Annotated in this window: 13 protein-coding genes and 2 pseudogenes; 5 read left to right on the plus strand and 10 right to left on the minus strand. The window is 69.3% G+C overall.

The window, feature by feature from the left end; genetic code table 11:
• The 5 genes and pseudogenes from MRAB57_RS29335 to MRAB57_RS28885 all read right to left on the minus strand — a co-directional run.
• A partial coding sequence (locus MRAB57_RS29335; RefSeq protein WP_245836018.1) for a translation initiation factor IF-2 N-terminal domain-containing protein occupies nt 1-356 on the minus strand: 356 nt, incomplete at its 3' end.
• Between the two features lie 74 nt (nt 357-430).
• On the minus strand, nt 431-781 hold the full coding sequence (locus tag MRAB57_RS26750) for a YlxR family protein (RefSeq protein ID WP_216823762.1): 351 nt from the start codon (nt 779-781) through the stop codon (nt 431-433).
• Nucleotides 782-875: 94 nt separating this feature from the next.
• Nucleotides 876-1,919: a transcription termination factor NusA gene (gene nusA, locus MRAB57_RS26755; RefSeq protein ID WP_077090022.1), complete on the minus strand. Its 1,044-nt coding sequence runs from the start codon at nt 1,917-1,919 to the stop codon at nt 876-878.
• Nucleotides 1,916-2,458 carry a ribosome maturation factor RimP gene (gene rimP, locus MRAB57_RS26760; protein WP_077090023.1) on the minus strand — a complete coding sequence of 181 codons (543 nt, stop codon included), beginning with the start codon at nt 2,456-2,458 and terminating at the stop codon, nt 1,916-1,918. The genes nusA (MRAB57_RS26755) and rimP (MRAB57_RS26760) overlap by 4 nt, the downstream gene beginning before the upstream one ends.
• Before the next feature lie 353 nt (nt 2,459-2,811).
• Nucleotides 2,812-3,010, minus strand: a pseudogene (locus tag MRAB57_RS28885) (hypothetical protein); the annotation flags it as partial.
• 178 nt (nt 3,011-3,188) lie between these two features.
• On the opposite strand from MRAB57_RS28885, the gene rimP (MRAB57_RS26765) reads away from it, so the two are divergent.
• From rimP (MRAB57_RS26765) to MRAB57_RS26785, 5 genes and pseudogenes are all read left to right on the plus strand, one after another.
• Nucleotides 3,189-3,731 (plus strand): ribosome maturation factor RimP, encoded by a 543-nt coding sequence (gene rimP, locus MRAB57_RS26765; protein ID WP_077090023.1) that lies wholly within the window; start codon nt 3,189-3,191, stop codon nt 3,729-3,731.
• Nucleotides 3,728-4,771: a transcription termination factor NusA gene (nusA, locus tag MRAB57_RS26770; protein WP_077090022.1), complete on the plus strand. Its 1,044-nt coding sequence runs from the start codon at nt 3,728-3,730 to the stop codon at nt 4,769-4,771. Before rimP (MRAB57_RS26765) ends, nusA (MRAB57_RS26770) begins: the two co-directional genes overlap by 4 nt.
• A 202-nt stretch (nt 4,772-4,973) precedes the next feature.
• Entirely contained in the window at nt 4,974-5,216 is a 243-nt protein-coding gene (locus tag MRAB57_RS26775; RefSeq protein WP_342743369.1) for a YlxR family protein, read from the plus strand.
• Nucleotides 5,217-5,290: 74 nt separating this feature from the next.
• Nucleotides 5,291-5,650: pseudogene (locus MRAB57_RS26780) on the plus strand (translation initiation factor IF-2 N-terminal domain-containing protein); the annotation flags it as partial.
• A gap of 158 nt (nt 5,651-5,808) precedes the next feature.
• Nucleotides 5,809-6,258, plus strand: a complete 450-nt coding sequence (locus MRAB57_RS26785; protein WP_077090025.1) for a ferritin-like domain-containing protein — start codon at nt 5,809-5,811, stop codon at nt 6,256-6,258.
• Here the strand turns inward: MRAB57_RS26785 and MRAB57_RS26790 are convergent, their stop codons facing one another.
• From MRAB57_RS26790 to cobO, 5 genes are all read right to left on the minus strand, one after another.
• Nucleotides 6,259-8,007, minus strand: coding sequence for a proline--tRNA ligase (locus MRAB57_RS26790; RefSeq protein ID WP_077090026.1), 1,749 nt, complete (start codon nt 8,005-8,007; stop codon nt 6,259-6,261).
• 63 nt (nt 8,008-8,070) lie between these two features.
• The gene (locus MRAB57_RS26795; protein WP_077090027.1) at nt 8,071-9,675 is read right to left on the minus strand and encodes an MFS transporter; all 1,605 of its coding nucleotides are present in this window, start codon (nt 9,673-9,675) and stop codon (nt 8,071-8,073) included.
• A gap of 33 nt (nt 9,676-9,708) precedes the next feature.
• Nucleotides 9,709-10,914, minus strand: coding sequence for a uroporphyrinogen-III C-methyltransferase (gene cobA, locus MRAB57_RS26800; RefSeq protein WP_077090028.1), 1,206 nt, complete (start codon nt 10,912-10,914; stop codon nt 9,709-9,711).
• Nucleotides 10,915-11,036: 122 nt separating this feature from the next.
• On the minus strand, nt 11,037-12,407 hold the full coding sequence (locus MRAB57_RS26805; RefSeq protein ID WP_077090029.1) for a cobyrinic acid a,c-diamide synthase CobB: 1,371 nt from the start codon (nt 12,405-12,407) through the stop codon (nt 11,037-11,039).
• The gene (cobO, locus tag MRAB57_RS26810; protein WP_077090030.1) at nt 12,404-13,027 is read right to left on the minus strand and encodes a cob(I)yrinic acid a,c-diamide adenosyltransferase; all 624 of its coding nucleotides are present in this window, start codon (nt 13,025-13,027) and stop codon (nt 12,404-12,406) included. Before cobO ends, MRAB57_RS26805 begins: the two co-directional genes overlap by 4 nt.
• Nucleotides 13,028-13,030 lie beyond the last annotated feature (3 nt).

The raw sequence follows: 13,030 nt of genomic DNA on the forward strand, positions 1-13,030 counted from the left end.
GCCTCCGCGGCCGGGGCCGGCGGGGCCTGGGCGGCGGGAGCCGCGCCATCGCCGCCGGCGGCGGGCTTCGCGGGTGCCGCCGCCGAAGACCCCGTCTCGCCGTTACCGGCAGCCTTGGGGATCGCCTTGTCGAGGGCCCGGTCGAGCGACTTGTCGGCGACCTTGGCGGCGCCCTTGTCGCTGGCGGGCGGCTTGCTGCCGCCCAAGGACTCGCGCAGCCGGCGCGCGACTGGCGCCTCTACGGTCGACGATGCGGATTTGACGAATTCGCCCTGTTCATTCAGTCGGGCGAGCACTTCCTTGCTGGTGACACCGAGTTCCTTGGCCAACTCGTGCACGCGGGCCTTACCTGCCACTACATCTCCTGTCTATGAGGCGACAGCAGCGGGCCGCGCCTCGGGTTTAGCTATGACGCATGGTCATCGGGACTTCACGGTGTGCTCATGTTCTTCGCTACCTGTTCTCTTCCTGGTGGTTCAAGCGCCCGTAGGTGCTCGACCACCGCGGATGTGTCCGGTGGACGGTCGATGCGCAACGCTTTGGTGAAAGCTCGCCGCCGAACCGCCTGTTGTGCGCACTGCAGCTCGGGATGCAGCCATGCACCCCGCCCCGGCAGGCTACTCGCTGGATCAACGATCACGGCATATTCGCCGTTCCCCGCCGACCTAGCCACCACTCGAAGCAGTTTGACGGCCAACTCTCGCTTCCGGCACCCGACACACGTCCGCACGGGTCCCCCCGTGGCTCGGTGCGCCGAGTCCGAAGGCTCGCGCTGGATCACGGCTCAGTCTAGCGTCACTTGATCGCAGGCCAGAATCGCCCGCGTGGGGCGCCGACGTCAGGCGCAGATCGGGTCGCCCGCCCTGTTCAGGCGGCTAGTGATCGTGGGCCACCGGGTGGCCGGCGCCGTGTTCGGTGTGGCTTTCCGGGTCCCCGGGCGAATCGCCGCGAATGTCGATGCGCCAGCCGGTGAGCCGGGCCGCCAGCCGCGCGTTCTGGCCCTCCTTGCCGATCGCCAGCGACAGCTGGAAGTCGGGAACCACCACGCGGGCGGCGCGGGCGCTCTGGTCGATCACCGAAACCGACACCACCTTGGCCGGCGACAGCGCGTTGGCGACGAAGCGGGCCGGATCCTCGTCGTAGTCGATGATGTCGATCTTCTCTCCGGACAGCTCGCTCATCACGTTGCGGACCCGCTGCCCCATCGGACCGATGCAAGCGCCCTTGGCGTTCAGGCCCGGTACCCGCGATGCCACGGCGATCTTGGAACGGTGCCCCGCCTCGCGCGCCACCGCGACGATCTCCACCGAGCCGTCCGCGATCTCGGGGACCTCCAGCGAGAAGAGCTTGCGCACCAGGTTGGGGTGCGTCCGCGACAGCGTGATCACCGGCTCGCGCGACCCGCGGGTGACGCCGACCACGTAGCAGCGCACCCGGTTCCCGTGCTCGTAGCCTTCGCCGGGCACCTGCTCGGCCGCCGGGATGACGCCCTCGGAGGCCTTGGTCTCGGTGCCCATCCGCACCACGATCAGCCCGCGGGCGTTGGCGCGGCTGTCGCGCTGGATCACGCCCGCGACGATTTCGCCCTCGCGGGTGGAGAACTCGCCGTAGGTGCGCTCGTTTTCGGCGTCGCGGAACCGCTGCAGCATGACCTGGCGCGCGGTCGTCGCGGCGATCCGGCCGAAACCCTCGGGGGTGTCGTCCCATTCGCTGATGACGTTGCCGTCCTCGTCGACCTCGCGGGCCATCACCTTCACGACGCCGGTCTTGCGATCGATCTCGATGTGCGCCTCGGTCTGGTGTCCCTGGGTGTGCCGGTAGGCGGTCAGCAACGCGGATTTGATGGTCTCGAGTAGCTCGTTGACCGAGATGCCCCGGTCCACCTCGATCGCATGCAGCGCGGCCATATCGATGTTCATGTTCCGGCCTCCGTCCTGTCGGCCCGATCCCCGATCAACCCGGTCGCCATTTCCAGCTCAGCCTGTGCTGGTGGCGAAAACTCAACCTGGACAACGGCTTTCGCGATGTCGGCAAGCGGGATGTCGCGCACCGTCCAGCCCCTGCCGTCGCGCACCACCAGCGAGACCACGCCCTCGCGGGTCTCGCCGACGCGGCCGGTCAGCCGCGATCCGTCCGCCAAGCCGATTTCGGCCTTGCGGCCGCGGGCGCGACGGAAGTGCTTGTCGGTGGTCAGGGGGCGGTCGATGCCGGGCGAGGAGACCTCGAGGACGTAGCGGTCGCCGACGTCGTCCAAATCGTCGAGCAACGTCGAGGCGGAACGCGACAGCGTCGCGATGGTGTCCAGATCGAGCGCGCTGTCGCCGTCTGCGATCACCGTGATCCGGGGCGGGTGGGTGCGGCCGTCGATGACCACGTCTTCGATCTCATAGCCAGCGCGCGCGAACTCTCCACCGAGTAGCTCGATCACCTGCGTCGCAGAAGGTAGCCCGGTGGTCACGGCGAGCTCCTCATCTTGAGTTGTCCGGCAAATTCCGGCGTCCGGCGGAGGGCAAAACGTGCCGTTCCGCGAGAACCGACTATTCACGATACGCCAGGAATCGCCCATCACGATGTGATCGCTTGGCCAACGTCCCAGCATCGTGCCTACCGTCGTGACCCCACCTTCTGATGGCAGGATGTTGGGCGTGTCCAGCGCAGCATTCGTCACCAACAGGCGGGGTGTCCTCGCCGGTGGTGCGGCCCTTGCCGCGCTTGGGGCGGTGACCTCCGCCTGCGGTGAGTCCAAGCCCAAAACCCCTGCCGTCGAAGACCTGGTGGGGCCGTTGGACCAGGCACGACATGACAGCGCGCTGGCCGGCGCGGCCGCGCCGGCCAGCGCGCTGTCATGTCGTGCCTGGTCCAACGGCCCCACCAGGTCTTCGACGGCAGGGGTTTTGGGCTTGGACTCACCGCAGGCGGAGGTCACCGCCCCAAGCGCGGCAAGGGCCGCACCACCGGCGAGGACACCCCGCCTGTTGGTGACGAATGCTGCGCTGGACACGCCCAACATCCTGCCATCAGAAGGTGGGGTCACGACGGTAGGCACGATGCTGGGACGTTGGCCAAGCGATCACATCGTGATGGGCGATTCCTGGCGTATCGTGAATAGTCGGTTCTCGCGGAACGGCACGTTTTGCCCTCCGCCGGACGCCGGAATTTGCCGGACAACTCAAGATGAGGAGCTCGCCGTGACCACCGGGCTACCTTCTGCGACGCAGGTGATCGAGCTACTCGGTGGAGAGTTCGCGCGCGCTGGCTATGAGATCGAAGACGTGGTCATCGACGGCCGCACCCACCCGCCCCGGATCACGGTGATCGCAGACGGCGACAGCGCGCTCGATCTGGACACCATCGCGACGCTGTCGCGTTCCGCCTCGACGTTGCTCGACGATTTGGACGACGTCGGCGACCGCTACGTCCTCGAGGTCTCCTCGCCCGGCATCGACCGCCCCCTGACCACCGACAAGCACTTCCGTCGCGCCCGCGGCCGCAAGGCCGAAATCGGCTTGGCGGACGGATCGCGGCTGACCGGCCGCGTCGGCGAGACCCGCGAGGGCGTGGTCTCGCTGGTGGTGCGCGACGGCAGGGGCTGGACGGTGCGCGACATCCCGCTTGCCGACATCGCGAAAGCCGTTGTCCAGGTTGAGTTTTCGCCACCAGCACAGGCTGAGCTGGAAATGGCGACCGGGTTGATCGGGGATCGGGCCGACAGGACGGAGGCCGGAACATGAACATCGATATGGCCGCGCTGCATGCGATCGAGGTGGACCGGGGCATCTCGGTCAACGAGCTACTCGAGACCATCAAATCCGCGTTGCTGACCGCCTACCGGCACACCCAGGGACACCAGACCGAGGCGCACATCGAGATCGATCGCAAGACCGGCGTCGTGAAGGTGATGGCCCGCGAGGTCGACGAGGACGGCAACGTCATCAGCGAATGGGACGACACCCCCGAGGGTTTCGGCCGGATCGCCGCGACGACCGCGCGCCAGGTCATGCTGCAGCGGTTCCGCGACGCCGAAAACGAGCGCACCTACGGCGAGTTCTCCACCCGCGAGGGCGAAATCGTCGCGGGCGTGATCCAGCGCGACAGCCGCGCCAACGCCCGCGGGCTGATCGTGGTGCGGATGGGCACCGAGACCAAGGCCTCCGAGGGCGTCATCCCGGCGGCCGAGCAGGTGCCCGGCGAAGGCTACGAGCACGGGAACCGGGTGCGCTGCTACGTGGTCGGCGTCACCCGCGGGTCGCGCGAGCCGGTGATCACGCTGTCGCGGACGCACCCCAACCTGGTGCGCAAGCTCTTCTCGCTGGAGGTCCCCGAGATCGCGGACGGCTCGGTGGAGATCGTCGCGGTGGCGCGCGAGGCGGGGCACCGTTCCAAGATCGCCGTGGCATCGCGGGTACCGGGCCTGAACGCCAAGGGCGCTTGCATCGGTCCGATGGGGCAGCGGGTCCGCAACGTGATGAGCGAGCTGTCCGGAGAGAAGATCGACATCATCGACTACGACGAGGATCCGGCCCGCTTCGTCGCCAACGCGCTGTCGCCGGCCAAGGTGGTGTCGGTTTCGGTGATCGACCAGAGCGCCCGCGCCGCCCGCGTGGTGGTTCCCGACTTCCAGCTGTCGCTGGCGATCGGCAAGGAGGGCCAGAACGCGCGGCTGGCGGCCCGGCTCACCGGCTGGCGCATCGACATTCGCGGCGATTCGCCCGGGGACCCGGAAAGCCACACCGAACACGGCGCCGGCCACCCGGTGGCCCACGATCACTAGCCGCCTGAACAGGGCGGGCGACCCGATCTGCGCCTGACGTCGGCGCCCCACGCGGGCGATTCTGGCCTGCGATCAAGTGACGCTAGACTGAGCCGTGATCCAGCGCGAGCCTTCGGACTCGGCGCACCGAGCCACGGGGGGACCCGTGCGGACGTGTGTCGGGTGCCGGAAGCGAGAGTTGGCCGTCAAACTGCTTCGAGTGGTGGCTAGGTCGGCGGGGAACGGCGAATATGCCGTGATCGTTGATCCAGCGAGTAGCCTGCCGGGGCGGGGTGCATGGCTGCATCCCGAGCTGCAGTGCGCACAACAGGCGGTTCGGCGGCGAGCTTTCACCAAAGCGTTGCGCATCGACCGTCCACCGGACACATCCGCGGTGGTCGAGCACCTACGGGCGCTTGAACCACCAGGAAGAGAACAGGTAGCGAAGAACATGAGCACACCGTGAAGTCCCGATGACCATGCGTCATAGCTAAACCCGAGGCGCGGCCCGCTGCTGTCGCCTCATAGACAGGAGATGTAGTGGCAGGTAAGGCCCGCGTGCACGAGTTGGCCAAGGAACTCGGTGTCACCAGCAAGGAAGTGCTCGCCCGACTGAATGAACAGGGCGAATTCGTCAAATCCGCATCGTCGACCGTAGAGGCGCCAGTCGCGCGCCGGCTGCGCGAGTCCTTGGGCGGCAGCAAGCCGCCCGCCAGCGACAAGGGCGCCGCCAAGGTCGCCGACAAGTCGCTCGACCGGGCCCTCGACAAGGCGATCCCCAAGGCTGCCGGTAACGGCGAGACGGGGTCTTCGGCGGCGGCACCCGCGAAGCCCGCCGCCGGCGGCGATGGCGCGGCTCCCGCCGCCCAGGCCCCGCCGGCCCCGGCCGCGGAGCCGCCGCCGGTATCCGACGTCATCGGCGCGCTGAAGGCCTCCGCCGAAAGCGCCAGCCGCCTGGTGGCTTCGTCGTCGGGCTATCGGGCCGGGCTGCTGGGCTCCATCGCCGCGTCGTGCACCGCCTCCTACCAGATCGCCCTGGTGCCCCCGGGTCCCACGCCATGACGCCGGTCCCCAAGGATGCCGACAGCGCGGCGTTGTGCGAGGCGCTGTCCGTCGAGCACTCGACGATCTACGGCTACGGCATCGTCTCGGCGCTGTCGCCCCCCGGCGTGAACAACCTGGTCGTGGACGCGCTGAACCAGCACCGCCAGCGCCGCGACGACGTCATCGCCATGTTGGCCGCCCGCAAGGTCACCGCGCCGGTCGCCGCGGCCGGCTATCAGTTGCCGATGCTGGTGGCCAGCGGCGCCGACGCGGCACGCCTGGCCGCGCGGATGGAGAACGACGGGGCGACGGCGTGGCGCGCCGTCATCGAGCACGCCGAGACGGCCGACGACCGGGCGTTCGCGTCGACGGCGCTGACCCAGAGCGCGGTGATGGCCGCGCGGTGGAACCGGGTGCTGGGCGCCTGGCCCATCACGACGAGCTTCCCCGGCGGCAACGAGTAGCTAGCGGCCCAGCGCGGCGACGACGTCGGTGGCCAGCGACGGCCCGGCCGCGAGCTCGCGGGTCTGCCCGCCGAACCGGTCGCGCAGCTCCACCACGCCGTCGGCCCAGCCGCGTCCCACCACGACAACCCACGGCATGCCCAGCAGCTCGGCGTCCTTGAACTTGACGCCCGGCGAGGCCTGGCGGTCGTCGAGCAGCACCTGCAGCCCGAGGCGATCCAGGTCCGCGGCCAACTCGGTGGCCCCGGCGCGCGCCTCGGCGTCCTTGTTGGCGATCACCACGTGCACGTCGTAGGGCGCGATCGCCGCGGGCCAGCGCAGGCCCAGCTCGTCGTGCTGCTGCTCGGCGACGACGGCGACCAGCCGCGACACCCCAATTCCGTAGGAGCCCATGGTCAATCGCACCGGCTTGCCGTCCTCGCCGAGCACGTCGACGGTGAAGGCGTCGGTGTATTTGCGGCCCAGCTGGAAGATGTGCCCGATCTCGATGCCGCGCGCCATCACCAGCGGGCCGGCGCCGTCCGGGGAGGGATCGCCCTCGCGCACCTCGGCGGCTTCGATGGTGCCGTCGGCGGTGAAGTCGCGGCCGGCCACCAACCCCACGACGTGGCGGCCCGGCTCGTCGGCGCCGGTGATCCAGCTGGTGCCGTCGACGACGCGCGGATCAACCAGGTAGCGAACTTCGTTGTCCTGCAACGCCTTCGGCCCGATGTAGCCCTTCACCAGGAAGGGAAACTTGGCGAAGTCGGCGTCGCCCAGCAGCTCGTATTCGGCCGGCTCCAAGGCTGCGCCCAGCCGTTTGTCGTCGACCTCGCGGTCGCCGGGCACCCCGATGGCCAGCAGCTCCCAATCTCCGCCCGGCTCACGGACTTTGATGAGGACATTCTTCAGCGTGTCGGCCGCGGTGACCGTGCGGCCCAGGCCGGCGCCGTTGGCCCACTCGACCAGCGTCGCGATGGTCGGGGTGTCGCCGGTGTCGTGCACGACCGCCGCTGGCTGCCCGTCGATGGGCAGCGCCTCGGGCTGGGCGGTGATGACCGCCTCGACGTTGGCCGCGTATCCCGACTGCGCGCACCGGACGAACGTGTCCTCCCCGATCGGGCTCTCGGCGAGGAACTCCTCCGAGGCGCTGCCGCCCATGGCGCCGGACACCGCGGAGACGATGACGTAGCGGACCCGCAGCCGGTCGAAGATGCGCTGATACGCCTCGCGGTGCGCGTGGTAGGCCGCCTTGAGCCCGGCGGCGTCGATGTCGAAGGAGTAGGAGTCCTTCATCACGAACTCCCGGGCCCGCAGGATGCCGGCCCGCGGCCGGGCCTCGTCGCGGTACTTGCCCTGGATTTGGTACAGCGTGAGCGGAAAGTCCTTGTACGAGTTGTATTCGCCCTTGACCGTCAGGGTGAACACCTCTTCGTGCGTGGGAGCCAGCAGGTAGTCGTTGTCGCGGCGGTCGCGCACGCGGAACACCCCGTCGCCGTACTCGGTCCACCGGCTGGTCGTCTCGTAGGGCCCGCGCGGCAGCAGCGCGGGGAACAGGATCTCCTGCCCGCCAATCCCGTTCATTTCCTCGCGGACGACGCGTTCGATGTTGCGCAGCACCCGCAGCCCCAGCGGCAGCCAGCTGTACAGTCCGGGGCCGACCTGCCGGACATATCCGGCGCGCACCAGCAGCTTGTGGCTGGCGACTTCGGCGTCGGCGGGATCGTCGCGCAAGGTGCGCAGGAACAGCTCGGACATCCGGGTAATCACAGCGGGCCAGCCTAGCTTGCGGCGGATGAGACGACGGCAGGGACAGCGAGCGGCGGCGAAAGCTTAGAGCTCGCCGGAGTCGATGGCTTCCTTGACCTCTTGCGCGTGGGCCACCTGGTCGGGGGTGTAGCCGATGAGCAGCGCGGCACCGCCGACGATGACGGCCACGCCCGCTACCCACAGCAGGCCGTACGTATAGCCGTTGTCGAGCGCATGCAGCTGCGCATCGTTCATGAATTTCACCGGTCCGGTGACGCCGCCCATGTACAGCGTCCGCGAGGTGATCACGGCCTGGATCACGGCCAGCACCAGCGGCCCGCCCAGGCTTTGCAGCATCAGCGTGACCGCCGAGACGGGCCCGATCTGGTCGAAGCCCACGCCCGCGATCGCCGCCAGCGTCAGCGGGACGACGGCCATGCCGATGCCGATCCCGCCGATCACGATCGGCAGCACCAGGTTCGGGAAGTACGCGACGCCGCGGTGCATGAACGCCCAGCCGTACAGCATCGCCCAGAACAGCAGGATCCCCCCGCCGATCGTCAGCACCCGCGGCGAGAAGCGCGACACCAGCTGCGAGGAGACGCCGAGGCCGATTCCCATCGCAATGACGAACGGGATGAAGCCGACGCCGGCGCGCAGCGCGGAGTAGCCCAAAACATCCTGCACGTACAGGCCGATGCACACGGTCAGGCTGAACATCAGCCCGCCGGCCAGGAAGATCGCGATGAAGGTGACCAGCCGGTTGCGGTCACGGAAGAGATCGAAAGGCACGACGGGGTTTTCGGCGGTGCGCTCGACGACGATGAAAGCCAGCGCGGCGGCTATGGCCACGACGCCCGAGCCGATGGTGGTGATCGAGACCCAGCCCTTTTCCGGGCCCATCGAGAACGCAAAGACGGCGGCGGTGCACGCCAGCGTGGCCAGCATGGCGCCCGCGGCATCGAGCTTCATCCGCTCCCGGTTGGTCTCCCGCAGGGCGGTGCGGGCCAGGTAGATCATCAGCAGCCCGATCGGGACGTTGACCAGGAAGGCCAGCCGCCACGACCACTCGGTCAGGGCGCCGCCGACCACCAGGCCCATCACCGAGCCGACCGCGGTCATCGCGGCGAATACCGCCGTCGCCGCGTTGCGCGCCGGGCCCTTCGCGAAGGTCGTCGCCACCAGCGCCAGACCCGTGGGCGAGGCGATGGCCGACCCGACGCCCTGGGACAGCCGGGCGATGACCAGCGTCGCCTCGTCCCAGGCCACGGCGCACAGCACCGAGGAGATGGTGAACAGGGTGACGCCGACGATGAAGGTGCGCTTGCGGCCGATGGTGTCGCCGAGGCGGCCACCCAGCAGCATCAGCCCGCCGAAGGTCAGCACGTAGGCGGTGATCACCCAGCTACGGCCGGCATCGGACAAGCCCAGCTCGTTTTGAATCTTAGGAAGCGCGACGATGGCGACGGTGCTGTCCATCGTGGCCAGCAACTGCATGCCGCCGATGGCGATAACGGCCGCAATGAAGCGGCGCGACGGCAACCATGCCGGATAATACCTGCTCAAGCGGGTGGAGGCGGTCTCGGAAACGGTCTGGGACGGGCGCTCGGTGCGCTCCGGGGCCGGACGATCGGGGCGTGCAGCGGCCAGATTTTGGGCTGCGCGCTCTGTGTCGTTGAGAGCCGTCATAACGGGTTACCTTACAGTAATCTTAAGATCTGTTTAGGCGGCGAACGCCGCGACGGAGCCGATCACGATGATCGCGGGAGGTCGAATCCCCTCCGCGCGGACCATCTGGGGCGTGTCGGCAAGCGTGGCTCGCAACGTGCGCTGATCTGCCGTTGTGCCGTGTTGGACCACCAGGACGGGCGTATCTGCTGGTCGCCCGCCTTTGAGCAACGCTTCGGCGAAAAGCTCGATGCGTTCGACCGCCATCAGCAAAACAATCGTGCCGGACAATTTTGCCAGCGCATTCCAATTCACTAACGATTCCGGATGATCGGGCGCCAAGTGTCCGCTGACCACCACGAACTCGTGGTTTATCGCCCGATGAGTGACCGGGACACCCGCCAGGGCGGGCACCGCTATGGCACTTGTCACACCCGGCACAACCGTCACGGGTACGCCGGCTTCGGCGCATGCCAGAACCTCCTCGTAGCCGCGGGCGAATACAAAGGGATCTCCCCCCTTGAGGCGCACTACAAACTTCCCGGCCCGGGCCCGTTCAATCATCACGTCGTTGATGGCGTCCTGGGCCATGGCCCGCCCGTACGGGATCTTGGCGGCGTCGATGACCTCGACGTGCGGCGACAGCTCCGCGAGCAGCTCAGGCGGCGCCAGGCGGTCGGCGACCACGACGTCGGCCTGCGCGAGCAGCCGGCGCCCCCGCACGGTGATCAATTCGGGGTCGCCGGGACCCCCGCCGACCAGCGCCACCCCACCGCGCACCACGTCGGAGCTCTCTGTGCTTTCCGGGGCGATTGCCCCGGTCTGCAGGGCCTCGCGGATGGCCGAGCGGATGGCGGCCGACCTCCGGTGCTCGCCGCCGGCCAGCACGCCGACCGACAGCCCGGCGTACTCGAACGTCGCAGGCGTCACCGCGGATCCCTCGACGGCGATGTCGGCGCGCACGCAGAAGATGCGCCGGCGATCGGCCTCGTCCACCACGGCGGCGTTGACCGCCGCGTCGTTGGTGGCCGCGATCGCATACCAGGCTTCGTCGAGGTCGCCGTCGCGGTATTCGCGCACCGCCAAGGTGATTCCGCTCATCGCCTCGACGGCGGGCGTGGCGGTGCGGGTGATGACGTGGACGTCGGCGCCACTGGCGATCAGCAACGGCAATCGGCGCTGAGCGACGCTGCCTCCGCCGACCACGACGACCTTCTTGCCGGCCAGCCGCAGTCCGACGAGATAGGGGCTCTCGGTCACCCGGCAAGCCTAGTGGCTGCTGGAGCCGTAGCCGTTTGAAGGCAACACCGCGAATGTAACGACACTGCGCTTTTTCGCCCGGGTTTTCGCAGTGGGGTTACGCTCGCGAACTTTCGACGCGCTTACGGCTGGCGGCGGGCGGCGGCGTGGGCGACGAACCGCGCGACCGCGCCCGGTGCCGCCGCCGGATGCGTGTGCAGATACGACGCGTGCACCCCGGCGTGCACCACGCCGTCGCGCACGGTGTCGACCTGCGCGCCCCGGTACGCCCAGGCGGGCTGGTAGCTCTCGGTGAAGGTCACCTCCGTGCGGTGGAATTCGTGTCCTACCACCCGCTCGCCGACGGTGTACAGCGGCGAATCGGCCACGGCGACGGCCTCGCGGTACGCCAGCTTCAGCTGCTGGGTGAACCGCGCCGATCCGGCGAGGGCGCCGCACATCGGATAGCCGTCGAGCTCGGTGGCCAGGTAGATCAGCCCGGCGCATTCGGCATGCACCGGCGCCCCGGCGGCGGCCAGCCCGGCGATCTGCCCGCGGACGACGTCGTTGGCGGAGAGCTCGGCGGTGAACTGCTCAGGAAAGCCCCCGGGCAGCACGACGGCGTCGGCGCCCGGCGGCAACGGGTCGGCCAGCGGGTCGAATTCGGCGACATCGGCGCCCGCGGCCCGCAGCAGCTCGGCGTGTTCGGCGTAGGCGAACGTGAAGGCCTTCCCCGCCGCCATCGCGACGACGGCGCGCCCGCCCCGCGCCGGGCCCACCGCGGCGGCGGGCTCCCACGGCGGGTCGGCGACCCGGCTTCCGGCGACCGCGACCACGGCGGCCAGGTCGACGTGGCGGGCGACCAGCGCGGACATCGCGTCGACGGCCAGCTGGGCGCGCTGCCCATACTCGGCGGCGGTCACCAGGCCCAAATACCTTGTCGGCAGCTCCAATTCGGCGGTGCGCGGTATCGCGCCCAGCACTGGGACGCCGGCCTGTTCGCAGGCCTGCCGCAGCACCAGCTCGTGGCGCTGCGACCCGACCCGGTTGAGGATCACGCCCGCGAGCCGGGTCGCCGCGTCGAACGTCGAAAAGCCATGCAGCAGAGCGGCGATACTCTGGCTCTGGCCGCGGGCATCGACCACCAGGATCACCGGCGCGCCCAGCAGGCCGGCGACGTGGGCGGTCGACCCTTCCGCGGGCATCGCCTCGGCGTGCCCGATGCGGCCGTCGAAAAGACCCATCACGCCCTCGATCACGGCGATGCGCGCACCTTCGCTGCCGTGCGCGTAGAGGGGCCCTATCAGCCGCTCCCCCACCATCACCGCGTCCAGGTTGCGCCCGGGCCGGCCCGCCGCCAGCGAGTGGTAGCCCGGGTCGATGAAGTCAGGGCCGACCTTGAACGGCGCGACGACGTGTCCGGCCTGGCGCAGCGCGCCGATCAAACCCGTTGCGACCGTGGTCTTTCCGCTGCCCGACGCCGGTGCAGCGACGACGACCCCGGGGACACTCACCACTCGATACCCTTTTGCCCCTTGCGTCCCGCGTCCATCGGGTGCTTGACCTTGGTCATCTCCGTGACCAAGTCGGCCGCCTGGACCAGCCGCGGCGGGGCATCGCGCCCGGTGATCACCACGTGCTGGTGACCGGGCCTTGCCACCAGGGCGTCGACCACCTCGTCGACGTCGATCCAGCCCCACTTGAGCGGGTAGGTGAATTCGTCGAGCACGTAGAAGTCGTGCTGTTGCGCGGTCAGCCGCCGGGCTATCTCGGCCCAGCCGTCGGCGGCCGCCGCGGCGTGGTCGACGTCGCTGCCTGCCTTGCGCGACGGGCGCGTCCAGGACCAGCCCGACCCCATCTTGTGCCATTGGACCGCGCCCCCGACGCCACGCTCGTCGTGCAGCTGCCCGAGCTCGCGCAGGGCAGCTTCCTCGCCGACCTTCCATTTGGCGCTCTTGACGAACTGGAACACCGCCACGTCCATGCCGACGTTCCAGGCGCGCAACGCCATTCCGAATGCGGCGGTGGACTTTCCCTTGCCGTCGCCGGTGTGCACCGCCAGCACCGGCGCGTTGCGCCGGGCCCGGGTGGTCAGGCCGTCGTCGGGGATCTGCGCGGGGGCGCCCTGCGGCATGAC

The sequence above is a fragment of the Mycobacterium rhizamassiliense genome (assembly GCF_900157375.1).
In the GTDB taxonomy this organism is placed as follows: Bacteria; Actinomycetota; Actinomycetes; order Mycobacteriales; family Mycobacteriaceae; genus Mycobacterium; species Mycobacterium rhizamassiliense.